The organism is Curtobacterium sp. MCLR17_040 (assembly GCF_003234735.1).
GTDB classification, from domain to species: Bacteria; Actinomycetota; Actinomycetes; order Actinomycetales; family Microbacteriaceae; genus Curtobacterium; species Curtobacterium flaccumfaciens.
The window spans coordinates 15,539-38,387 of sequence record NZ_QKTE01000003.1 but is presented as its reverse complement, the minus strand read 5'-3'; the positions used below and the strand labels follow the sequence as shown (position 1 = coordinate 38,387).

Annotated in this window: 23 protein-coding genes; 8 read left to right on the top strand and 15 right to left on the bottom strand. The window is 71.7% G+C overall.

Annotation, left to right across the window (positions count from 1 at the left end):
• The first annotated feature begins 9 nt into the window (after window positions 1-9).
• Window positions 10-867, top strand: a complete 858-nt coding sequence (locus DEJ01_RS04130; protein ID WP_111092279.1) for a DMT family transporter — start codon at window positions 10-12, stop codon at window positions 865-867.
• Between the two features lie 67 nt (window positions 868-934).
• Here DEJ01_RS04130 and DEJ01_RS18060 read toward each other — a convergent pair whose 3' ends face one another.
• Window positions 935-1,087 carry a hypothetical protein gene (locus tag DEJ01_RS18060; RefSeq protein WP_163343414.1) on the bottom strand — a complete coding sequence of 51 codons (153 nt, stop codon included), beginning with the start codon at window positions 1,085-1,087 and terminating at the stop codon, window positions 935-937.
• Between the two features lie 101 nt (window positions 1,088-1,188).
• Window positions 1,189-1,518 (bottom strand): hypothetical protein, encoded by a 330-nt coding sequence (locus DEJ01_RS04125; protein WP_035807629.1) that lies wholly within the window; start codon window positions 1,516-1,518, stop codon window positions 1,189-1,191.
• A 625-nt stretch (window positions 1,519-2,143) separates the two neighbouring features.
• On the opposite strand from DEJ01_RS04125, the gene DEJ01_RS04120 reads away from it, so the two are divergent.
• Window positions 2,144-2,356, top strand: coding sequence for a hypothetical protein (locus DEJ01_RS04120; RefSeq protein ID WP_111092278.1), 213 nt, complete (start codon window positions 2,144-2,146; stop codon window positions 2,354-2,356).
• Between the two features lie 18 nt (window positions 2,357-2,374).
• Here the strand turns inward: DEJ01_RS04120 and DEJ01_RS04115 are convergent, their stop codons facing one another.
• The 7 genes from DEJ01_RS04115 to DEJ01_RS04085 all read right to left on the bottom strand — a co-directional run bounded on the left by DEJ01_RS04115 (window position 2,375) and on the right by DEJ01_RS04085 (window position 10,922).
• Window positions 2,375-4,036: an ABC transporter ATP-binding protein gene (locus DEJ01_RS04115; RefSeq protein ID WP_111092277.1), complete on the bottom strand. Its 1,662-nt coding sequence runs from the start codon at window positions 4,034-4,036 to the stop codon at window positions 2,375-2,377.
• Window positions 4,033-4,614: a GbsR/MarR family transcriptional regulator gene (locus DEJ01_RS04110; protein ID WP_111092276.1), complete on the bottom strand. Its 582-nt coding sequence runs from the start codon at window positions 4,612-4,614 to the stop codon at window positions 4,033-4,035. The genes DEJ01_RS04115 and DEJ01_RS04110 overlap by 4 nt, the downstream gene beginning before the upstream one ends.
• Window positions 4,611-6,020 carry a serine hydrolase gene (locus DEJ01_RS04105; protein ID WP_258375637.1) on the bottom strand — a complete coding sequence of 470 codons (1,410 nt, stop codon included), beginning with the start codon at window positions 6,018-6,020 and terminating at the stop codon, window positions 4,611-4,613. The genes DEJ01_RS04110 and DEJ01_RS04105 overlap by 4 nt, the downstream gene beginning before the upstream one ends.
• An 84-nt stretch (window positions 6,021-6,104) precedes the next feature.
• The gene (locus DEJ01_RS04100) at window positions 6,105-6,995 is read right to left on the bottom strand and encodes an ABC transporter permease (RefSeq protein ID WP_110864890.1); all 891 of its coding nucleotides are present in this window, start codon (window positions 6,993-6,995) and stop codon (window positions 6,105-6,107) included.
• Entirely contained in the window at window positions 6,992-7,933 is a 942-nt protein-coding gene (locus tag DEJ01_RS04095) for an ABC transporter permease (protein WP_027464675.1), read from the bottom strand. The genes DEJ01_RS04100 and DEJ01_RS04095 overlap by 4 nt, the downstream gene beginning before the upstream one ends.
• The gene (locus tag DEJ01_RS04090; protein WP_111092275.1) at window positions 7,933-9,327 is read right to left on the bottom strand and encodes a M14 family zinc carboxypeptidase; all 1,395 of its coding nucleotides are present in this window, start codon (window positions 9,325-9,327) and stop codon (window positions 7,933-7,935) included. Before DEJ01_RS04090 ends, DEJ01_RS04095 begins: the two co-directional genes overlap by 1 nt.
• An 8-nt stretch (window positions 9,328-9,335) precedes the next feature.
• Window positions 9,336-10,922, bottom strand: a complete 1,587-nt coding sequence (locus tag DEJ01_RS04085; RefSeq protein ID WP_258375506.1) for an ABC transporter substrate-binding protein — start codon at window positions 10,920-10,922, stop codon at window positions 9,336-9,338.
• A gap of 179 nt (window positions 10,923-11,101) precedes the next feature.
• Between DEJ01_RS04085 and DEJ01_RS04080 the strand changes: the two genes are divergently transcribed.
• Together DEJ01_RS04080 and DEJ01_RS04075 are read left to right on the top strand one after the other, a co-directional pair.
• Window positions 11,102-11,761 (top strand): FMN-binding negative transcriptional regulator, encoded by a 660-nt coding sequence (locus tag DEJ01_RS04080; protein WP_111092273.1) that lies wholly within the window; start codon window positions 11,102-11,104, stop codon window positions 11,759-11,761.
• Entirely contained in the window at window positions 11,758-13,227 is a 1,470-nt protein-coding gene (locus DEJ01_RS04075) for an amidohydrolase (protein ID WP_111092272.1), read from the top strand. Before DEJ01_RS04080 ends, DEJ01_RS04075 begins: the two co-directional genes overlap by 4 nt.
• Window positions 13,228-13,263: 36 nt before the next feature.
• Here the strand turns inward: DEJ01_RS04075 and DEJ01_RS04070 are convergent, their stop codons facing one another.
• Genes DEJ01_RS04070 through DEJ01_RS04060 form a run of 3 tightly spaced genes read right to left on the bottom strand, consistent with a single transcriptional unit; the run spans window position 13,264 to window position 15,406 of the window.
• A complete protein-coding gene (locus DEJ01_RS04070; protein WP_111092271.1) occupies window positions 13,264-14,193 on the bottom strand; it encodes an Fpg/Nei family DNA glycosylase in 930 nt (309 codons plus the stop codon).
• A gap of 36 nt (window positions 14,194-14,229) precedes the next feature.
• Window positions 14,230-14,718, bottom strand: coding sequence for a ribose-5-phosphate isomerase (locus DEJ01_RS04065; protein ID WP_027464669.1), 489 nt, complete (start codon window positions 14,716-14,718; stop codon window positions 14,230-14,232).
• A gap of 46 nt (window positions 14,719-14,764) precedes the next feature.
• A complete protein-coding gene (locus DEJ01_RS04060) occupies window positions 14,765-15,406 on the bottom strand; it encodes a helix-turn-helix domain-containing protein (RefSeq protein WP_111054847.1) in 642 nt (213 codons plus the stop codon).
• Between DEJ01_RS04060 and DEJ01_RS04055 the strand changes: the two genes are divergently transcribed.
• Window positions 15,405-15,923, top strand: a complete 519-nt coding sequence (locus tag DEJ01_RS04055; RefSeq protein WP_111030558.1) for a GNAT family N-acetyltransferase — start codon at window positions 15,405-15,407, stop codon at window positions 15,921-15,923. The two genes, DEJ01_RS04060 and DEJ01_RS04055, sit on opposite strands and share 2 nt — an antisense overlap.
• 121 nt (window positions 15,924-16,044) lie before the next feature.
• Here the strand turns inward: DEJ01_RS04055 and DEJ01_RS04050 are convergent, their stop codons facing one another.
• Window positions 16,045-16,698, bottom strand: a complete 654-nt coding sequence (locus DEJ01_RS04050; RefSeq protein WP_375342375.1) for a DsbA family protein — start codon at window positions 16,696-16,698, stop codon at window positions 16,045-16,047.
• 120 nt (window positions 16,699-16,818) lie between these two features.
• Between DEJ01_RS04050 and pepN the strand changes: the two genes are divergently transcribed.
• The 3 genes from pepN (at window position 16,819) to DEJ01_RS04035 (ending at window position 21,038) form a co-directional block, all read left to right on the top strand.
• Window positions 16,819-19,398: an aminopeptidase N gene (gene pepN / locus DEJ01_RS04045; RefSeq protein WP_111024196.1), complete on the top strand. Its 2,580-nt coding sequence runs from the start codon at window positions 16,819-16,821 to the stop codon at window positions 19,396-19,398.
• A 75-nt stretch (window positions 19,399-19,473) separates the two neighbouring features.
• Window positions 19,474-20,538, top strand: a complete 1,065-nt coding sequence (locus tag DEJ01_RS04040) for a mechanosensitive ion channel family protein (RefSeq protein ID WP_111057866.1) — start codon at window positions 19,474-19,476, stop codon at window positions 20,536-20,538.
• 56 nt (window positions 20,539-20,594) lie between these two features.
• Complete coding sequence (locus DEJ01_RS04035; protein ID WP_258375645.1) at window positions 20,595-21,038, top strand: globin; 444 nt, start codon at window positions 20,595-20,597, stop codon at window positions 21,036-21,038.
• Between the two features lie 208 nt (window positions 21,039-21,246).
• Here the strand turns inward: DEJ01_RS04035 and DEJ01_RS04030 are convergent, their stop codons facing one another.
• Both DEJ01_RS04030 and DEJ01_RS04025 read right to left on the bottom strand, forming a co-directional pair.
• On the bottom strand, window positions 21,247-22,089 hold the full coding sequence (locus DEJ01_RS04030; RefSeq protein ID WP_111092270.1) for an NAD(P)H-binding protein: 843 nt from the start codon (window positions 22,087-22,089) through the stop codon (window positions 21,247-21,249).
• Window positions 22,090-22,147: 58 nt separating this feature from the next.
• The gene (locus DEJ01_RS04025; protein WP_071405518.1) at window positions 22,148-22,849 is read right to left on the bottom strand and encodes a hypothetical protein; all 702 of its coding nucleotides are present in this window, start codon (window positions 22,847-22,849) and stop codon (window positions 22,148-22,150) included.

Genomic DNA, 22,849 nt, shown 5'->3' with positions numbered 1-22,849 from the left:
AGCCCGAGGATGAACCGGGTCCCCGCACCCTTGCTGGCCCTCACCGCGATGGTGTCCGTCCAGCTCGGCGCCGCGATCGCGAAGACCCACTTCGACGACGTCGGCGCGGTCGGGGCCGCCACGCTCCGGCTCGTCATCGGTGCCGTCGTGCTCGCCCTGGTGGTCCGTCCCCGCGTCCGGCACTGGACGCGGGCGCAGTGGCTCGGTGCGGTCGGCCTCGGCCTGGCGCTCGGCGGCATGAACGTCTTCATCTACCTGTCGTTCGCGAGCATCCCGATCGGTGTCGCCGTGACGATCGAGTTCCTCGGGCCGCTCGCCCTGTCGCTCGCGCACACCCGGCGCTGGCGCGATGCACTGTGGGCCGTGCTGGCGCTCGCCGGGGTCGTGCTGCTCGGCGTCGGGCCGACCGCGGTGACCGAGGTGGGCGGGGTCGTCTGGGCGGTCCTCGCCGCCGCGTGCTGGGCGGGCTACATCGTGATGAACCGGCACGTCGGCGCCGCGATCCCCGGCGTCGACGGGCTCGTCGTGTCGATGGTGGTCGCGATGCTCGTGTCGTTGCCGTTCGGGCTCCGCTCCGCGGTCGACGGCGTCGTGCACGAACCGACGCTCCTGCTCGTCTTCGGCGCCGTCGCCGTGCTGTCCAGCGTGCTGCCGTACGCCCTCGAGATGCTCGCGCTCCGCCGGATGCCGACACGGGTGTTCGGCGTGCTGCAGAGCCTCGGCCCGGCGATCGCCGCCCTGGCCGGTCTCGTCGTGCTGGCCGAGGGGCTCTCGGTGCTCGAGACGGTCGCCCTGGCGTGCGTCACCGCCGCGAGCGTCGGCGTGACGCTCTCGGCCCGTCGCCGACGCGGCGGACCGGTGGGATGAACGAAGAGGAGGCCCGGATCACGTCCGCCGACGGCGGTGCGTGATCCGGGCCTCCTGAGAAGACCGTCTACTCGTCGCGCAGGAAGTCTGCGTACGTGGGTTCCGACTGCTCACCCGACAGGAGGGACGGATCGTTGATCCGCCGCTCGACGTAGGCACTGATGACCTCGGGCGGGGTGAGCACGTGGGCGACCCAGGACGGCACCGCTGCGTTCTTCATGGTGCCTCCTTCGTGGGTACGGGTCCGGATCGAATGCCTCGATCAGTGAGTTACTTGCTGAACCCGCGTTCGCTAAACCATCCTCGGGGTGCGGGTGGAAGTCAACGCAGTGCGTTCTGCGGACTCCGGTTCGCGCTGTCCCGGTCGGCACGGAGCGTGCGGTGCTTCACCGCGGAGCGCCACACCCATGCCTCGGCCTGCTGCCCGAACTGCGCCCACTCCACCAGCACGGCATCCCGGGTCCAGCTCTTCGCGAAGGCCTTCACCCGGACGTGGAAGGTCGGGAACTGGATCCACGCCCAGACCGGCTTCGGGGTGACGGCATGGCAGACGTCGCCGCCGCGGGCGTCCTCGGACAGGGAGTACGCGCGCGGACGCTCGACCTCCGGGTGTTCCGGGGGCTGCCACCGGTTCTCGCGACGCCGTCCCACGACGGTATTCGAACGTGTGTTCGAACGACAGTCAAGTCGACCGCGCCGTCTGGACGACGACCTGGCATCGGACGGGCGTGTCGTCGTCGGGCGGCGGGGCGGGGCGGACGGGCACGCGTTCCCGTGTCGTTGACGGTTCTGGTTCACGATCCCCGGGCGGCGCGAACCGGAACCGTCATCGCGCGGACACGAACGTCCGTCCCTCGCCGAGGGGAGGGGTGTTCCGCTGGCGGGGTCCCGGGGCATAGTGTGCGGGCTTGCAGAGCAGCACGGGGGTACGGGTGGTGTCGGCGGCCGCGGTGGTGGCGGCGCTGGTGTTCGGAGCGGCCGGACTGGTCGGGACGGTCTGGTTGGCGCCCTGGGACCTACCCCGCGGGCTGCTCCTCGGCGCCACGGTCCTCGGGGGCATCGCCGCCGTCGTCGTGCTCGTCGCCGCGGTGCGTGCTCGAGACCGCCGGGCGCTCACGTTCGCGGTGTCCGTGCTCGCGTTCGCGCTCGTGTCGCTGGTTCCCGGACTGTTGATCGATGTGTTCCTCGTCGTCGCGCAGGCGGCGCTCGTGGCCTTCGGCGTCGTCACCGTCCGGAGTGAACCGGGTGTGCAGCGTGCCTCGGCTGGATCGTCACGGTGGCGGCTGCGGCGTGGTTCGTCACCGCACTGCTGTCGGAGACCGTGCTCCTCACGGCGCTCCCGCAGGAGTCGCTCGGTGTCGCCTTCGCGGTCCCGGGCCTGCTGCAGACCGTCGCCTACCTGGCCGCGGCCGTGCTCGTCGCCGTGCCGCTGCTGCGCCCGGTGGGCCGCGGGGCCGGCGTGCTGTGGGCCTCGGCCGAGGTGCGCTGACCCGGACTCCCGCCCACCTCAGCCCGCGCGAGCGGCCAGGCGCTCGGAGCGTCGGCGTGCCTGCTCCGCGGGGTCCGGCACCGGGGCGGCCTGGATGAGCCGTCGTGTGTACGGGTCCTGTGGCGAGCGCAGGATGGCGTCGCGGGTGCCGTGTTCGGCGACCCGGCCGCCGTGCAGCACGACGACACGGTCGCACAGGGTGTCGACCACGGCGAGGTCGTGCGTGACGAACAGGCACGCGAACCCGAGGCGCTCCTGCAGCTCGCGGAACACGTCGAGCACGCGGGCCTGCACCGACACGTCGAGTGCGCTCGTCGGCTCGTCGGCGATCAGGAGCGCGGGGTCGAGCGCCACCGCGCGGGCGATCGCGACGCGTTGCCGTTGGCCGCCGGAGAGTTCGTGCGGGTAGCGCTCGGCGTACCCGCCGTCGAGACCGACGTCGGCGAGGAGTCGCTCGACACGCTCCTCGACCTGCACCGCCGGCAGCCGGAGGATCTGACGGAGCGGCTCGGCGACGGTCTGCCCGACGGTGTACCGGGGGTTGAGCGACCGGAGCGGGTTCTGGAACACCACGCCGACGTGCTGGCGCATCTGCCGGCGGGCGGCTCGCCGTGCGCCGGCGACGTCGGTGCCGTCGACGACCACCGAGCCGGAGGTGATCGGCGCGAGGCCCACCGCGGCCCGGCCGATGGTGGTCTTGCCACTGCCGGACTCCCCCACCAGGCCGACGATCTCGCCACGGCCGACGGTGAACGACACGTCGTCGACGGCACGGAAGCGCCCGCGCAGGGCGCCGCCGTACTCGACCACGAGGTGCCGGACGTCCAGGACGGCGGCCGGGGGCGTCGTGGCGGAGCCGAGCCGGGCCTCCAGACCGGACCCGGTGCCCATGCGCGGGACCGCAGCGAGGAGTTCGCGCGTGTAGTCGGCGGACGGTGCGGCGAAGACCGCCTCGGCGGTGCCGGTCTCGACGACGCGGCCTCGGCGCATCACGACCACGCGGTCGGCGAGGTCCGCGACGACGCCCATGTCGTGGGTGATGAGCAGGATCGCGGTGCCGGTGCGCTCGCGGAGCGCGCGGAGGACGTCGAGCACCTCGGCCTGCACGGTGACGTCGAGGGCGGTCGTCGGCTCGTCCGCGATGAGCAGGTCCGGGTCGGCGGCGAGCGCCATCGCGATCATCACGCGCTGGGCCTGACCGCCGGAGAGCTCGTGCGGGTACTGGCCCAGGCGGCGTTCCGGTTCGGGGACCTCCACGGCGCGGAGCAGCTCGAGCGAGCGCTCCCGGACGGCGTCGCGGTCGTGCTGGCCGTCGGTGCGTCGGACGGCCTCGGCGAGCTGGAACCCGATGGTGAACACGGGGTTCAGCGCCGCGGACGGGTCCTGGAAGATCATCGACACGCTGCGGCCCCGGACCGACCGGAGGGTGCGCTCGTCGGTGCCGATGACCTCGAGGTCGCCGAGCCGGATGCTCCCCGAGGCGCGCGCACCGTCGGGGGCGATGCCCATCGCGGTCATCGCGGTCATGCTCTTGCCGGAGCCGGACTCCCCCACGACCGCGACGACCTCGCCCCGGGCCACGGTGAACGAGGCGTCGTCGACGGCGCGGACCACCTCGCCGTCGACGTCGAAGGTGACGGTGAGGTGCTCGACGGTCAGGACGTCGGTGGTGCCGCTCATGGGGTCTCCGGGGGGTCGGTGTCGTCGCGGGCGGCCTTGAAGGCCTCCCACTCCTCGAGCATCTTGCGGTGGTAGCCCTGCAGCCACTGCATGTAGTCGCGGCCGTTGAGCAGACGCTCGCGGACCTCGGCGTCCACGTCGCCCGTGCCGGTGCGGCCGGCACCCTCGACGACGGCGAGCCCGCGGCCGATGATGTCGCGCTGCCGGTCGAGGTACTTCCGTTCGCTGGCGAGCCAGGAGCCCCAGACGTCGGCCTCGGCGCGGAAGTAGTGACTGCGCTCGCCGGGGACGATGTGGCGCTTCACGAACCCGGAGTCGACGAGCCGCCGGGTGGCCATCGACACCGACCCCGAGCTGGCGCCGAGCGCTGCCTGCAGGTCGGACGACGACGAGTGCGGTGCGCGGGTCATCATCAGGTAGCCGAGCACCCGGGCGTCGGTGAGGGGCATGCCCGCGCCGTCGTTGAGCATCAGGGCGAACTCCTCGACGAACGCCTGGCGCTCCGGTCCGAGCAGCCGGTCGTCGTCGGCGTCGATGCCGACACCGTCGGTGCCGTCGGTGCCCCTGTCGTCGGTCACGAGGCCAGCCCGGCGGCCACCTCGGGTCGCTCGTCCGGGATCGACCACGGCTCCTGCGACATGCCGCCCCCGCCGCGGATCGCCCGCACGGTGCCGTCCTCGTCGCGGGTGTAGGTGATGTCCTCGTCGACCGAGCCGAAGCGGTTGCCGTGGGTCATCCGCAGGGTGTCGGCGTCGACGATCTCGAGCCGGGTGGGGGTGTCCATCGGCTCGGGGCCGGACGGGTCGACCTCGACGAGCCGGTCACCGATCCGGGCGACGTCGGTGACGCCCCACGGGTTGGCGAAGCGCCCGGTGAAGGCGGCGGTGTCGACGTCGTCGGGTACCGGGGTCCCCGGGGCGTCGGCGTCGGCCGCGGCGTCGAGCATGGCGATGACCGCGGTGGCGATGAGCGTGGCGGGTCCGGCGGCGGCACTCGTGAGCACGGACACGACGAGCCCGGACGCCGGGTCGAACATCGACTGGGTGATGTGCCCCGGGAACCCGCCCGAGTGGCCGCGGATCTCGCGCCCGCCGATCCGGTCGACGATGAACCCGGCGCCGTAGCCGCGGGCCGCGGGGTCGTCGGTGGCGCTCCAGGCCTTCCGCTGCGCGAGGCGCTTGGAGTGGTCGTCGAGCAGGGTGCCCTGCCCGATCACGTGGTGCGAGAAGTAGCGGACCAGGTCGGACGCGGTGCCGTGGAAGCCGGTGGCGGCGGCCATCGCGCGGGTGTCGACGTGGTCGATGCGCTGCCGGTGCCGCGCGGTGTGGAAGCCGGTGTACCCGACCACGAAGTCGTCGGCGCGTGCGGGGTCCCAGTCGGGGCCGGTGTTCCGGAGGCCCAGGGGTTCGGTGATCGACTCGCGCACGAAGTCGTTGTACGACTGCCCGGACACCGCGGCGATGACCAGGCCGAGCAGGGAGTAGCCGAGGTTCGAGTAGTTGAACGACGAACCGGTCGGCACCTTCTGGCCGCGGTCGAGCACGAGCGCCAGGAGTTCCTGCTCGTCGGGGAACGGGCGGAGCAGGGACCAGTAGTCGCCGTCGTGTCCGTCGCGGATGACGCCGGCGCCCATCTCCATGAGCTCGCGCAGGGTGGCGTCGGCGAGCGGGGAGCCGCCGTCGACCAGTGCCGGGACGTACGTGCCGACGGTGTCGTCGAGCCGGAGCGACCCGCGCTCGGCGAGCTGCAGCAGGGCCGTCGCGGTGAAGGTCTTCGAGTGCGAGGCGATGCGGAACAGGTCGGTGGTGGTCAGGCGGCGCCCCGCCTCGACGTCGGCGTAGCCCCAGGCCTCGTCGAACAGGACCTCGCCGCCGTACCCGACGGCGACCTGCACGCCGGGCACCCGCAGCTGCCACACCTTGTACGACACCCACTCACGGATGTAGGGCAGGGTCTTCCGGTACGCGGAGAGGGTGTCGGTCACGGTGGTCCTTTCGAAGGGCGGTGGTTCGAGTCTGGCGCGTCGGTCGCGACGGTGCCCGCCGCGACGCGGCGTGTGCCGTGCCGGTCAGCGCCGACGTGGGTCGAGCGCGGCGCGCAGCGTGTCGCCGAGCGCGATGACGGCGAGCACCGTCACGGCGAGGAACGCCGCCGGCGCGATGAGCATGTGCGGGGCCCGGAGGAACTGCGACGTCGCCGCGGACAGCTGCAGCCCCCACGAGATCGCCGGACGTTCCAGCCCGATGCCGAGGTAGGTCAGCGACGACTCGGACACGATGACCCCGCCGACGGTGATGGTGGCGAGCACGAGCAGTGGCGAGATCGACGACGGCAGCACGTACCGGGTGGTGATCCGCCACGTCGACAGCCCCATCGTCCGGGCGGCGAGCACGAACTCGGCGCCCCGGACGCTGCGGACACTCGACCGCACGAGCCGGGCCATCGTCGGCCACCCGAACAGGGCGAGCACGAGCGACACGGTGAGCACCGACCGCTCCCCCACGCTGTTCAGCACGACGACGGCGCCGAGCAGGAACGGGAACCCGAGGAACACGTCGGTGAGCCGGGCGAGGACGGCGTCGACCCACCCGCCGACCATGCCCGCGACGGTCCCGACGACGACCGCGACCATGCCGGCGAGCAGGGTCGTGAGCACCGCGACGGCGATCGACGACCGGGTGCCCCAGATGACGTTCGCGTACACGTCGCAGCCCTGCAGGTCGAAGCCGAACGGGTGCCCGGCGGTCGCTGACGCCCCGCTCCGGCCGAGGTCGCACACCCGGGGGTCGCCGTGGCCGAACAGCCCGGCGAACAGCTGCGGGAACGCCGCGATGAGCAGGACCACCACGAGCACCGACGCGGGCACCCAGAACCCCGGCGTCCGTGCGGCGGCGAGCAACGGGCGGCGCCGGACCCCGACGACGGGGTCGACGGTGGCGCCGAGGGCTTCGGTGGTCATCGGGAGGCTCCTGTCCGGACGCGCGGGTCGAGGGCGGCGTGCAGCAGGTCGACGAGCACGCTCGTGACGAGGAACACCAGGATGAGGGCGGTCGAGATGCCGACGACGACGGCACCCTCGTGCGAGCGGATGCCCTGGAACAGCAGGTTCCCGACGCCCGGCAGGTTGAAGATGCCCTCGATGATGACGGTGCCGCCCATCAGGTACCCGAGGTCGGTCGCCAGGTAGGTGGCGGTGGGGATGAGCGAGTTCCGCAGGACGTGCACGCCGACGATCCGGCCCGGAGCGAGCCCCTTGGCGCGGGCCGTCCGGACGTAGTCGGCGTCGAGCGTCTCGATCATCGACGTCCGGGTGAGCCGGGACACCGCGGCCAGGCCGAACAGGGCGATCACGAACGCCGGCAGGACGTACGCGGTCGGCCACCCGGCGGTGACGCCCGCCACCGGGAACCAGTGCAGCCGCACCGAGAACACCAGCTGCAGGGCCACGCCGAGCACGAACACGGGGACCGCGCCGACGACGATGGTGCCGACGAGCACCGTCTTGTCGAGCACGGTGCCGCGCCTGAGCGCCGAGACCACGCCGAGCCCGATGCCGAGGACGATCTCGAGCGCCCACGCGCTGAGCGCCAGCGTGATCGTCACCGGCCACCGCGAGGCCATCTGTTCGCCGACGGACTGCCCGTTGAAGTCGGTGCCGAAGTCACCCCGGAACAGGCCGCCCAGGTACTGCACGTACTGCAGCCACAGCGGCTGGTCCAGGTGGTACTCCGCCCGCAGCGCCCGCACGACCGAGTCGGTGAGGGGGCGCTCGCCGCCGAGCGCCTTGATGGGGTCGCCGGGCAGCGCGAACGTCATCGCGTAGATGAGGAAGGTCACCCCGAGGAACACGATGACCAGGCCGCCGAGTCGGCGACCGACGGCGAGCGTCGGACGCATCACGCGCCTCCCGACACGGCCGCCGACACCGGACGGGAGGCGCGGGTCGGGTCCGCCACGTGCGCCGCGCAGGCGAGGATCGCCCCGTACTGCACGCCCACGAGCTTCCCCACCGGGATCGGCTGCGCACCCGTCGACGCGTCCGCCTGCCAGCGCGCGTAGCGCTCGGCCAGGCGGTCGCGGAGCCGCCGGAGCGGCGCGGACGCCGTACCGGCGGTCGTCTCCGCCTCGACGGCGCGCAGGAGCATGCCGCCGTAGCGCAGGCGGAAGCAGCGGACGAGGTCCTCGCAGCCGAAGCGCTCCGCGACGGTGGCCGTCCGGTCCGCCGGTTCCCGTTCGGCGCGGCGGCGGTCGGTGTCCGCCATCCCGACGAGCATCGGCACGAACGCCCGGGAGGCTTCGACGAACGGGGACGGGATCGAGAGCATCGGCGACGCCTCGTCGAGGAATGCCTGCAGCTCCGCACCCGAGGCACCGAGCTCGTCCGCGCACCGGCGCAGCAGGTCGGCGTACGGCTCGTCGGTCGGGGTCTGGTCGTCGGCGTCGGGGTGGCTCCAGTACGGCAGCTCGGCCACCATGCAGAGGGCCCCGTGCCGCATCGCCCACGCCGCGCTCGACCCGCCGTGGATGTGCTCGCCGGGGTCGACGCCGAGTTCCTCGAGGTAGGCGTACGCCGTCTCGATGCCGTCCATCGCGAACACCGCCGGGGCGAGCTCCCGCAGGTACGGCGACTCCGGCTCGCCGGTGTCGAGCGGCAGCCCGAGTGCGGCCGGCACCGCGTGCAGGGTGTCGACGACGGCGGGCAGGTCCTCGGACAGGTAGTAGTAGACGCCGCCCATCTCGCCGTTGTGCAGGCTCACGAGCAGGTCCGGCTCGGTGTCGTCGATGAGCCGCATGAACGCGAGCGTCTCGGGCAGCACCTGGTCGAAGTACACCGACTTGTAGCTGTTCGGGAACGTCCACTCGACCTGGCTGTCCGGGGCCGGCCGGTAGAAGTGCCGCGAGTAGAACACGCGGTCGTGCGGGTCGTGGAACCACGCCTCGTTGAGCCGCATGCCGTCCGGGTCGATCGTCGGGACGATGTGCCAGGTGACGTCGAGCCCGGCCACCCGCTCGTCACCGAGGGCCGTCTCGGCGAGGTGCAGTGCCGTCCACGAACCGATCGGCTCGTTCGGGTGCACCCCGCCGACCACGACGGCCGCGTGCGACCCGGTGCCGATGCGGTAGCTGTGCAGGGGTTCGCCGAGGCGGCTCGTGCCGATCCGGGTGACCGTGACCCGGTCCGGGTGCGCCGCGGCGAGCGCGGCGAACCGGGCGTGCAGGTCGTCGACGAGCGGGAAGCCGTCGCGGTCGGGGACGTCGCGGACCAGGTCGAGGACGGTGTGCTGCTCCATGCCCCGCCCTACTTCACGGCGATCTGCGCGATCACGGGGCTGCCCGCCACCGCCGGCAGCTTCGCGATCTTGTCGCTCGTGACGTACGAGTACTTGTCGAAGAAGGTCGGGACGATCGGGAAGTCCTGCAGGACGGCCTCCTGCGTCTTCGTGTAGTACCCGTTCGCCTCGTCCTGGGACCCGGCGGAGTCGGCCTTCGCGAGCAGCGAGTCGACGTCGTCGGACTGGTAGTAGCCGGTGCACGGGGAGCAGCCACCGGCCGTGGTGAACAGCGCACGGAGCGTGTTCTGCTGGCTGATGTACAGCGCGCCCCAGTGGCCGAAGTGCGGGCCGGCGACGGTCTTGTCGGTGAGCTCCGAGTAGTAGGACGCCCAGTCGGTGGTGGCCTTCGCCTCGGCGTCGACGCCCAGGTTCTGCCGGATCTGGTTGGCGTACGCCTCGTACAGGGAGTCGAGGCCGGTGCCGCCCGGGTAGACGAGCGTCATGGTGCCGTCGAACCCGCCGGCGCTGGCGAGGAGCTTCTTCGCCGCTGCCGGGTCGAACTCGCAGGCGTCGCCGCAGATGCCCTCCTCGGTGCCGGACATCGACGGCGGGGTCAGCGCGGTGGCCGGGTCGTACAGGCCGCCGTAGATCGCGTCGTTGACCTCGTCACGGTCGATCGACATCGAGATCGCGCGGCGCACGTCGGGGTCGGAGTACCGGTCGTCCCACAGCGGGAACCCGAGGTAGTCGATGCCGGGGGCGTCGAAGGAGTGCAGGCGGTCGCCGAAGTCGGCCTTCGCGCTCGTCATCTTGTCGGTCGGCAGGAACAGCACGTCGGCGTTGCCGGCCAGGACGTCGGTGTACGCGGTGTTCATGTCGGAGTAGCTGCGGAAGGTCACCTCGTCGGTGGCGGGCTTCGTGCCCTCGTAGTCCTTCCAGGCCGTGACGGTGAACTCCTGGTCCGCCTTCCACGCCTTCGTCATCTCGTACGGGCCGTTGCCGATCGGCTTCTTGTCGTACGCCTTCAGGTCGTCGTACGCGGCCTCGGGCATCGGGTAGAACGCCGTCTGGGCCTGGCTGAGCTGCAGGGGGAACTGGCTGTCCGCGTGGGTGAGCGTGACCGTGAAGGTGTCCTTGCCGGTGACCTTCAGCCCCGACATCTCCTTGGTCTTCGGGGTGCCCTTCGCCGGGTTGAGGTCGGTGTACCCGACGATCCCGGCGAGCTGACCGCTGTTCTCCCACGCGTTCGGGCCGTAGGCGACGTGGTTCCAGGCCTTTACGTAGCTCTCCGGCGTGACGGCCTCGCCGTTCTGGAACGTCCAGCCGTCCCGCAGCGTGATCGTCCACGTGGTGGCGTCGTCGCTCTCGACGCTCTTCGCCGCCACGTCCTGCAGGTCACCGTCGGCGTCGGTCTGGGTCAGCGGCGCGAAGACGCTCATCACCTGGTCGAAGGCCACGGTCTGCCGGCCCGGGGTCAGGTGGTCGGGTTCGCCGGTCGCGTAGACCAGGCTCGAGGGAGCGTCGTCGTCGGCCGCGCCGCCCGCCGAACAGCCGGTCGCCACCAGTGCCAAGGTTGCCGCCGCGGCCAGCGCGGCGATCGTCCTGCGTCGCATGATCTCTCCTCGATCGGGTGCGGCCGGATCCCAGCCCGGTCGTCGTGGTGGGAAAGCTAGGACGGTTCGAATCCCGACCACAAGACTTCTTTCAATGCCCTCTGAGAGTTTTACCGCGCAGAAACACTGACGAAACGACACCCGTCGCGCGACCGGGCCCGTTGTGCCACGCTCGGAACATGCGCCACACACCGCACTTCCTGATGACCGACGTCGACGAGGTCCGACGCCTCATCACCGGGAACCCGTGGGCGACGATCGTGTCCCACACCGCGGCCGGGCTGGTCGCCTCGCACTACCCGGTGCTGCTCGAGGCCCCCGGCCCCGACGACGACCCGGACGCCCTCGTGCTGGTGTCCCACGTCGGCCGCCCCGACGAGGTCGCGCACGAACTCGGACAGCACGAGGTGCTCGTCGTGTTCCAGGGTCCGCACGGCTACGTCTCCCCCGCCTGGTACCCGCCGGAGCAGTTCGTGCCGACCTGGAACCACGTCACCGCCCACGTCTGGGGCACCCCCGAGATCCTGTCCGACGACGAGAACTTCCGGGTGCTCGGCGAACTCGTCGACCACTTCGAGCGGGTCATGCCCTCGCCCGTGTCGTTGCAGATCGACGAGGAGACCGCCCGCCGGATCGCGAAGGGCACCGTGGGCATCCGGATCCGCGTCACCCGGTTCGACGCCCGCGCCAAGCTGTCGCAGAACAAGGCTCCCGAGGTGATCGACCGCATCGTCGCCGGGCTGCGGGGCGACGGCCCCTACGCGTCGCCGGCGCTCGCCGACGAGGTCGAGCGGGTCCGGCCCGTCCCGTCCCCGGCGAACGGCCTGGAGGCGTCGTGACGGACATCCTGCTCCGCACCGTCCGGCGGGTGGGCACCTCCGGAGCCCCTGCCGACGTCCGCATCGTCGACGGTCGCGTCACCGAGATCGCGCCGACCGGCACCCTCGACCCCACGAGCGTCGACACCGACGTCGTCGAGGCCGCCGGTGCCTGGCTCGGCCCGGGGCTCCGCGACCACCACACGCACTTCGACCAGTGGGCACTCGTCCGTCGCCGTGTCGACGTCACCGGCTGCGACTCCGCCGAGGCGACCGCCGACCTGCTCGCCGCCGTCGCCCGGGCGGGCGTGACGGACCGCGTCCTGGTCGGACACGGCTACCGCGACGGGATGTGGCCGCGCCCGGCACGACGCGAGCTGCTCGACCAGGCCGCACCGGGCCTCCCGGTCGTCGTCATCAGCGCGGACCTGCACGCGGTGTGGTGCAACGCGCTCGCGCTCGCACACTTCTCGGCCGCTGTCGGCCGCCCGCTCGAGGCGGGTGAGGACGGGGTCCTGCGCGAGCAGGACGCGTTCGACGTGACCGGAGCGCTGTCGCAGGTGCCGGACGACCTGCTCGACGCCTACGTTGCGGACGCTGCCGAGGCCGCGGCAGCCCGCGGGGTGACGGGCGTGGTCGACCTCGAGATGCGCTTCGGGCTCGACCGCTGGCGCCGCCGGATCCACGCCGGCACCGACGCGATCCGGGTCGCGTCCGGGGTGTACCCGGCCGAGCTCGACGAGGCCATCGCCCGGGGACTGCGCACCGGCGACGTGGTCGACGGCACGCGGGGCCTGCTCACGATGGGGCCGTTCAAGGTGGTCACGGACGGGTCGCTCGGCACCCGGACCGCCGCCATGACCGACGGCTCGGGTGTGCTCGCCTGGCCGTTCGAGGACCTCGTCGCGATCACCCGCCGTGCCGTCGACGCCGGACTCGTCCCCGCGATCCACGCGATCGGCGACCGGGCGAACACGCTGGCCCTCGACGTCTTCGAGACCGTCGGGACCCGCGGCACGATCGAGCACGCGCAGTTGCTCGTCGACACCGACGTCGACCGGTTCGCCCGGCTCGGGGTCGCCGCGTCCGTGCAGCCCGAACACGCCATGGACGACCGGGACATCGCCGACCGGCACTGGGCCGGGCACACCGACCGGGCGTTCGCCTTCGCGTCGCTCGCACGGGCCGGAGCGCGCCTGCTGCTCGGCTCGGACGCGCCGGTGGCGCCGCTCGACCCGTGGGTGTCGATGGCGGCGGCCGTCGGGCGGGACCGCGACGGGCGAGACCCGTGGCACCCGGCCGAACGGCTCTCGGCACTCGTCGCGTGGCAGGGGTCGACCGACGGGCGCGTCGGGGTGTCCGTCGGCGACGTGGCGGACCTGGTGCTCGTCGAGTCCGACCCGCTGGCGTCCTCGTCCGCCGCACTGCGCGGCATGCGGGTTCTGGGGACGGCCGTCGCCGGACGGTTCACGTACCGGGAGCTGTGAGCAGGAGGGCGGGCGGCTGCGTCTGTGCCCCGTGGACTACTTCTGGTCCTTCGGGCACCAGTAGAGCTTCCGGCCGGCCATGTCGGCCATCCGGATCTCGGTGCCGCAGACCCGGCACGGCTCGCCCTGCCGGTGGTACACCCAGTGGCGGTCCTTGCGGGAGCGCAGGGCCTTCTTGTGGTCGGCCTCGGACAGGTCGTCCATCGTCATCATCAGGCCGTCGCGGACGCCGTCGTGCAACAGCTTCGACCAGTCGGCCCAGAGCGCCTTGGCCTGCTTGACGGTGATCTTCTTGCCGGGCTTGTACGGGTCGATGCGCTGCCGGAACAGCAGCTCGGCGCGGTAGATGTTGCCGATGCCGGCCACGACGGACTGGTCCATGAGCAGCTGCCCGATCGCGACGTTCCGACGGCGGACGTTGTCGACGAAGGTCTTCTCGGCTTCGGGCCCGTCGTCGTTCATCGGGTCGGGGCCGAGCTTGTCGAGCGCACGCTGCACCTCGGCCGGGGTCTCCACGACACACGCGGTCGGGCCACGGAGGTCGGCGACGGTGTCCTCGGTGAGGATCCGCACCCGGACCTGGCCGACGGGGTCCGGCGGGAAGGACTCGATCGGGTCCTCCGCCTTCTCCTGCTCGGCCATCCGGTAGCGGGCGAGCCGCGGTGCGCCGATCGAGCTGAGCGACTCTTCGCGGTCGTCGTCGTCGGACAGTGCCTCGGCGGTGGAGATCACGCCCGCGAAGTCCCACGCCCCGTACAGGCCGAGGTGGACGCGGAGGAACAGGTCGCCCTCGAACTCCAGGAACATCTGCTTCGCCACCGCACGCGCGGCGATCATCCGCTTGCCGTCGAGCTGCGCGGCCCCGGCGGCGAAGCGCCCCTGGGGGCTCGACACCTCGCAGCTCTTGCCGACGAAGTGCCGGGTGAACTGGTTGGCGATGCGGTGGACGGAGTGACCCTCGGGCATGACTACCGTTCTACCCGGTACCCCTGACGAGCCGGGCTACGCGTCGATCTGGCGGCCGGCGATCAGCCCGGTGGTCTCGTACTCGGCCAGCTGGGCGATGCGGCGGGCGTGGCGCTCTTCGCCCGAGAACGGCTCGGCGATGAACAGGTCGACGAACCGGATCGCCTCGTCCTCGGTGTGCTGGCGCGCACCGATGGAGATGACGTTGGCGTCGTTGTGCTGACGGGCGAGCAGGGCGGTCGACTCGTTCCAGACGAGCGCGGCGCGGATGCCCTCGACCTTGTTGGCGGCGATCTGCTCGCCGTTGCCGGAACCGCCGAAGACGACGCCGAGGGCCTGGACACCGGCGCGCTGGTCCTGCACCACGGCGTGCGCGGCGTTGATGCAGAACGAGGGGTAGTCGTCGAGCGCGTCGTACTCGGTCGGACCGTGGTCCACCACCTCGTGCCCGGCTTCGGTCAGGTGGGTTGCGAGGGTCTTGTTGAACTCGAGGCCGGCGTGGTCCGTTCCGAGGTGGATGCGCATGGAACCGATCCTATTCCTGCGGCTCCGGGGCCCGGACCACGACGGACTACGGTGCGCGGACCACCACCACGAGGTACCGGGTGGGGTCCTCGCCCGGGTTGCGGTAGACGACGTCGGCGGGGTCGCCGAGCTCGATCCGGTCCCCCGCCGCCAGACGCGTCGGCTCGCCGCCGACGACGACCTCGAGCACGCCCTCGACGACCCAGATGCAGTGCCGCAGGAACGCGTAGGCGGACGCCGGGTAGGCCACCTCGCGGCCGGCCGGGAGGCGCACCTCGGTGACGTCAGCGGGGAACGCCGCGCTCGAGACCGGACGGCGGCGGTACCCGGTGTCGGGATCGGTCCAGGAATCGGCGGTCGCGCCCCGTTGCACCCCGCGCGCCTCGTCGGGGTCCGTCACCCTGGGCACCTCGTGCTCCAGGGCATCGTCGAGGAGCTGCGAGATCGTCAGGCCGAAGGCACCGGACAGGCGACCGAGGATCGTCGCGGTGGGGCTGGAAACTCCGCGTTCGACCCGGTTGATCATCGCGCGGGAGACGCCGGACTCCTCGGCGAGCTCGGTGAGGCTCCACTTCCGCTCGGTGCGGAGGCGCTGGAGGCGTTCACCGAGCGCCCGCTGCTCGGCGACCGAGGTGTCGTCGGCGCCGGTTGCGGGATCGGCGTGCGCGTCGTCTACGATGTGAGACATGACGACAGCATATGCGACGAACGGGGTCGTGATCCGCGACTGCACCCCGACCGACCTCGACGTCGTGCACGCCCTGCACGTCGATGCCGTCCTGCACTCCACCGCCATCTGGCAGGACACCCCGCACCCGCGTGCGTACTTCGACGGGTGGCTCGCCGAGCGGCAGGGCGGCGGGTACCCGGTGGTCGTGGCCGAGGTCGACGGCACCGTGGCCGGCTACGCCACGTACTCGCAGTGGCGGCCGCACCAGGGGTACCGGCTGACCGTCGAGCACAGCGTCTACGTGGTCGAGGCGTTCCGCGGCCGGGGCATCGCGACGACCCTGATGGCCGAGCTGGTCGCGCGGGCCACCGCCGAGGGCCGGCACGTCATGATGGCCGGGATCTGCAGCACCAACACGGGGTCGATCGCCCTGCACGAACGCCTCGGGTTCACCACGGTCGCGGTCGTGCCCGAGGTCGGACGCAAGTTCGACCGCTGGCTCGACCTGACGCTCATGCGCCTGCCGCTCGTCTGACGCGACGGGCGGGGCGGGCGCACCACGGGCCTCCCGGCCGCCCGTCGACGAACGGAACCTGGTTCCGGACACGGAACCACGCGACCCCGCGGTGCTGTGTCCGGAACCTGGTTCCGGAGCGTCAGTCGGTGGTGTCGAAGATCGGGCCGACGGTGCGCGAGCGCTTGAGCTCGAAGAAGCCGGGGTACTTCGCGACGGCGACGACGCCGTCCCACAGGTCGAGCGCCTCCTGGCCCTTGGGCGCCGGGGAGATGACCGGTCCGAAGAACGCGGTGCCCTCGACGGCGATGACCGGCGTGCCGACGTCCTGTCCGACGCGGTCGATGCCGTCCTGGTGGCTGACGCGCACGGCGGCGTCGACCTCGTCCGTCCAGGCGTACTCGAGCAGGTCGGCGTCGAGGCCGAGCTCCGCGAGCACGGCGGGGACGACCTGCTCCGGGTCGGACTCCTGGCGGTGGTGGATGTGCTCGCCGAGAGCGTCGTACAGCGGCTTCACGACGTCCTGCCCGAGCCGGAGCCTCGCCGCCGTGACGATGCGCGGGTAGACCTGGCCGGCGTGCAGGCGCTCCTTGTAGCTCTCCGGCACGTCCTGGTCCTCGTTGAGGACGAACAGGCTCATCACGTTCCAGGTCACGTCGAGGTCGCGGTGCTCGGCGACCTCACCCACCCAGCGGCTCGTCATCCAGGCCCACGGGCAGTTCGGGTCGAACCAGAACTCCACGGCGGTGCGCGCGGTGGTGGGGTCGGTCGGGTTGTCCACAGTCGTCTCGGTCACGATCCGAGCGTACGCGGCGTCGCTAGGCTGGAACCCATCGTCCCGCCGGCGCACGACGCCGTCCGGGGCCCCGTACGCGGACACCGATCGTCCGCGTCCCCAGCGAAGATGGAGCGTTGCGTGCCCGGAGAGAACCTCACCCGAATCGAAGCCCAGGAGCGCGCGGCCGTCGTCGCCGTGCAGACGTACGACGTCGAGCTCGACCTGACCCGCGGCGCCGACAGCTTCGGCAGCACCACGCGGGTGCGCTTCACCGCCACCGCCGGCGCATCGACCTTCATCGACGCCATCACGAAGACCGTGCACTCGATCACGCTGAACGGCACCGCGCTCGACGTCGCCGCGGTGAACGACGGCGTGCGCATCCAGCTCGACGACCTGCAGGAGCAGAACGAGCTCGTGGTCGTCAGCGACGCGCTGTACACGAACACCGGTGAAGGCCTGCACCGCTTCGTCGACCCGGTGGACGACGAGGTGTACCTGTACTCCCAGTTCGAGGTCCCGGACTCCCGCCGCATGTTCGCGGTGTTCGAGCAGCCCGACCTGAAGGCCGAGTTCTCCTTCACCGTGACGGCGCCGTCGCGGTGGCAGGTCGTCTCGAACTCCCCCACGCCGGAGCCGCACGTCGACGGCGACGTCGCGACCTGGGCCTTCCCGCCCACCGCGCGCATCTCGAGCTACATCACCGCGCTCGTCGCCGGCCCGTACGAGGTCGTGCGCGACGAGCTGACCAGCCGCGACGGCCGGACGATCCCGCTCGGCGTCTTCGCGCGCAAGTCGCTCGCCTCGTACCTCGACCCCGAGTACGTGTTCGACATCACGAAGAAGGGCTTCGCGTACTTCGAGGAGAAGTTCGACGTCGCCTACCCCTTCGACAAGTACGACCAGCTGTTCGTGCCGGAGTTCAACGCCGGTGCGATGGAGAACGCCGGCGCGGTCACCTTCACCGAGACCTACGTGTTCCGGTCGAAGGTCACCGACGCCATCAAGGAGCGCCGGGTCGTCACGATCCTGCACGAGCTCGCCCACATGTGGTTCGGCGACCTGGTCACCATGAAGTGGTGGAACGACCTGTGGCTCAACGAGTCCTTCGCCGAGTGGGCCTCCACGATCGCCACGGCCGAGGCCACCGAGTGGACCGAGGCCTGGACCACGTTCCAGGCGATGGAGAAGTCCTGGGCCTACCGCCAGGACCAGCTCCCCTCGACGCACCCGATCGTCGCGACGATCAACGACCTCGAGGACGTCCAGGTCAACTTCGACGGCATCACCTACGCGAAGGGTGGCTCGGTCCTCAAGCAGCTCGTCGCCTGGGTCGGCATCGACGCGTTCTTCGCCGGTGTCTCCGCGTACTTCAAGAAGCACCACCACTCGAACACCGAGCTCCGCGACCTGCTCGTCGAGCTCGAGGCGACGAGCGGCCGTGAGCTGACCGAGTGGTCGAAGCTCTGGCTCGAGACCGCGGGCGTCAACACCCTGCGCCCCGAGATCGAGACCGACGAGTCCGGCGTCATCACGTCGTTCACCGTCCTGCAGGAAGCCCCCGCCGACTACCCGACGCTGCGCCCGCACCGTCTGGCGATCGGCGTGTACGCCTTCCGGAACGACGAGTCCGCGCCGTTCGGTGCCGACACGGCCTCCGCCGGCGGCAAGCTCGAGCGGGTCCACCGCGTCGAGATCGACGTCGACGGTGCCCGCACCGAGGTGCCCGAGCTCGTCGGCGTCCAGCGCGGCGACCTCGTGCTGCTGAACGACGACGACCTGGCCTACGCCAAGATCCGTCTCGACGAGCACTCCCGGCGCACCGCCATCGAGCACCTCGCGTCGATCGCGAACCCGCTCGCCCGCTCGATCGTCTGGGGTTCCGTGTGGGACGCCACGCGCGACGCCGAGTCCCCGGCCAGCGACTACGTCCGCCTCGTGCTGGGCAACATCGCGACCGAGACCGAGTCGACGACCATCCGCACGACGCTCTCGCAGCTGCTGCTCACCGCACGCAACTACGTGGCACCGGGCTCGGTCGAGGCCACGGTCCGCACCGTCGGCGACACGCTCTGGCAGCTCGCGTCCTCGGCTGAGGCCGGCTCGGACGCGCAGTTCCAGTTCGTGAAGTTCTTCGCGCAGGTCCCGTCCACGCCCGAGCACGTCGCGACCCTGCAGGGCCTCCGCGACGGATCGGTCACCCTGCAGGGCCTCGAGATCGACACCGACCTGCGCTGGGAGCTGCTCGAGGGCCTCGTGCTCGCGGGTGCTGCGGACAACGCCGAGATCGACGCCGAGCTCGCCGCGGACAAGACCGCGTCGGGCGAGCAGGCCGCGGCCCGCGCCCGGGCGACGATCCCCACGGCCGAGGGCAAGCTGGCGGCGTTCTCGTCGCTGGTCGACTCGTCCGAGCTGCCGAACGCCATCGTGCGCCAGACCACGGTCGGGTTCCAGCACGTGAACAGCCCGGTACTGCTCGAGGGCCTCGTGCCGAAGTACTTCGAGGTGCTCACGCGCATCTGGGCCGAGCGCAGCTACCACATGGCGGACACCATCGTCTCGGGCCTCTACCCGGCGCCGCTCGCGTCGGCCGAGCTCCGTGACGCCGCCGCCGCGTGGCTCGAGGAGCACCCGGAGACGCCGGCGCTGCGCCGCATCGTGTCCGAGAGCCTCGCGGGCACCGAGCGCGCACTCCGGGTCCAGGCCGCCGACGCCTGACCCCTGCTCTGATCCGGCGGGGTCTTGGTGTTCCTCCAGGGATGCCGAGGCCCCGCCGCTTAGCATCGACCGGATATGAACTTGGCTGCAACGACCGAAGACACGTCCAAACTGGTCTCGAACGCGTTCACGGACTTCGTCGACACCTGGCAGGCACCGATCACGATCGTCATCACGATCATCGCCGCGATCATCCTCCGGCTGATCCTGCGCCGGATGATCAAGCAGGTCGTCGACCGGATCGTGAACGGCGTCAAGAAGCGCCAGGGAGCCGCTGACACCCAGGCCCTCATCGCGTCGCCCGTGCAGACCGCTCGGGTCGTCCAGCGCACCCGGACGCTCGGCAGCGTCCTCGAGAACCTCGCCACCGTCGTCGTGGTCGCGATCGCACTCGTCATCATCGCCACTGCTGTGTGGAAGGGCGCCGCGGTCGGCATCGTCGGTGGTGCGTCCCTCGTCGCAGCCGGCCTCGCCGTCGGCGCCCAGTCCATCGTGAAGGACCTGCTGTCCGGCATCTTCATGATCCTCGAGGACCAGGCCGGCGTCGGAGACGTCGTCGACACCGGTCAGGCCACCGGCGTCGTCGAGAACGTCGGGCTGCGCGTCATGCAGATCCGCGACGTGAACGGCATCCTGTGGTTCGTGCCGAACGGCCAGATCCTGCGCGTCGGCAACCTCTCGCAGGGCTGGTCGCGCGTGCTGGTCGACATCACCGTGCCCTACGACACCGACATCGACGCCGTGCAGGACGCCCTGCTCAAGGCGGCCGTCACGATGTCCCAGGAGTCCCGCTGGCGGCAGCGGATCGTCGAGAAGCCGGAGATCTGGGGCCTGCAGTCGATCACCGACGCCGGCATGGTCTTCCGACTGGTCGTGAAGACCCGGGCGTCCGAGCTCGACGTCGTGGGCCGGGAGCTCCGCACCCGCCTGAAGCACGCCGTCGACGAACTCGGCATCACCCTGCCGGCGATGGCGATGATCATGCCCGAGGGCTGGGAGAACGCCACCTCGATCAACGGCCTGCGCACCGTCCGCACCCAGCCGACGCCGGCACCCACCAAGCCCCGGCGGACCAAGCGCAACATCCTCGGGCAGCCGATCCGCACGGACGACCCCGACAGCGGGAAGGACCCCCGATGACCGACCCCACACCCCCGAGCGGCACGGGCGGGCCCGCAGCACGCGGCTCGCTCGGCATGCCCGGCTCGGTCGGCGTCCCGGCGCAGCCGATCACCCTGCGCGTCGGGGAGCACGGCGCCTCGGCCACCGGGTCGCTGTACGAGCGGATCGGCGGCGCCCCGACCTTCGACCGGCTCGTCCGGCGTTTCTACGAGGGCGTGCAGCAGGACGAGGTCATCTGGCCGATGTACCCGGCCGACGACCTCGAGGGTGCGATCTGGCGCCTCTCCGCCTTCCTGCAGCAGTACTGGGGCGGCCCGGGCACCTACAGCGAGCAGCGCGGCCACCCCCGCCTGCGGATGCGGCACAACCCGTTCCGCATCACGTCCGAGGCGCGGGAACGCTGGCTCCACCACATGCACGAGGCGGTCGAGTCGCTCGAGCTCGCACCCCTCGACGAAGCCGAACTCTGGGGCTACCTCGACCGCGCTGCCCACGCGATGACGAACACCTTCGACTGACGCGCGCGGCACACGCCGTCGTGTCGTCGAGACGCCGCCGAATCCGGCGGCGTCTCGACGCTCCCGCGGCGTCGTCCGCTGACGCCGGCGTGCAGTGATCGTCGCGAGCGGCGAACGGGAGGCCCGTGGCGGCGCCGCCACGGGCCTCCCGTCCGTCGGTTCCCGCGTCTCGTGCCCGCGGGACGCCGGCGTCTTCGGGCAGCGCGGGTCAGCGCACGGACGAGCCGGAGGCGAGGTCCTCGACCAGGGACGGCCGCGACGGCCGCCAGCCGAAGGCCGACCGGGCGTGTGCGCCGGACGCCTCCTGGTGCAGCAGCAGGGCGTCGGCGAAGTCCCGCCCGAGCCGTTCGCGGCTCGCGTCGACGCTCTCGGCGACGACCGGTGCACCGTGGGCCCCGGCCTCGGCGATCTGCCGGACGGTCGGGTTGTCGCCGGTCGCGGCGACGATGTACCCGTCGGGCTCGCCGCGGTGCAGCGCGAGGACGTAGAGCTCGCCGAGGTCGTCGACGTGCACCGTCGTCCAGCGCTGCGAGCCGTCGCCCACCAGCTGCACCGGCTGCTCGCCGTCGCTGACGAACATCGCCGGGATGCCGGCGCCGCGCCCGTACACGATGCCGGGGGCGACGATGGTGCTCCGCACGTCGCTTGCCCGAAGCAGCGCCTCGTTCGGTCCGCGCCAGGCGGTCAAGGGCGGCGGGTCGATCGGCGACTGCTCGGAGATGTCCGTCGAGTCACCGAAGGTGAAGATGCCGCCGGTGTGCACGAACGGCTTCGGTGTGCCGGCCAGGGCACCGATCGCGGTGCGGATGAAGTCCGGGTCGACGTCCGGAGCCGATGCCGTGTGGACGACGCCCTCGCTCTCGTGCAGCAGGCGTTCGACGACGTCGGTGTCGGTGACGTCGCCGACCAGGGCCCGGCCACCGGCGTCACGGACGTGCTGGGCCTTCTCGTCGGACCGGACGAGCGCGGTGACCTCGTCGCCGTGGGCCACGAGGGAGCGGAGGACGGAGGAGCCGATGTACCCGGACGCACCGGTGAGGAAGACGTGCATGCGGCCAGCCAACCACGGCGCCCGGGCGGCGTCGCGGTCGTCGTTGCCGTCGTCTTTGCTAGGAGCTCAGGGTCCAGGCGCGGCGCTTGACGAGCACGTGGCCGCGCGAGGTCGTGAGTCGGCTCCACGGACCCGTCTCGAACAGCCGGACCGGGTCGTGCCCGAGGAACCCGAGGCTCTCGCCCGCGAAGCCCGCACCGGCGGGCAGGTGCTCGACGCCGGGAACCGGTCGGCCCCAGACCTCGGCACGGATCCGTCGGACGATGGCCTCGCCGGCGTTGGACGGCACGGCGTCGGCGACCTCGGCGATGCCGTCGCGGGTGGCGCGGCGGAGGAGTTCCGGTGAGACGTCCGGCAGCGGGACCCAGCCACCGCGGGGCGGGGAGATGGCCGCCCACGTCACGGTGTGCACCTCGTGCGGCAGCTCGACCTCGATCGGGGTGGCCCGCGTGGGGTCGGCACCCTCGGCGTGTTCGGCGTCCTGCGCCTCGGCCAGCAGGCGGAGGCGCTCGAGGAGCGACTGCAGCGGGACCACGGTGTCGATCGACGCCGGCTCGGTGAGCGAGAACGTGCGGAGCCCGAGCACCGTCGGCAGTTCGTCGAGCAACCCGAGCGGGTAGAGGATCGCCGTGTAGACGGCCAGGACGCCGGAGTCGGCGATGAGCCGGACCGAGCCGTCCTCGATCCGAGCGGCACGTCCGAGGTACGTGCGGAGGTCACCGAGTGAGGCGGCGTCGGGAAGCGTGAACGAGTTGCCCAT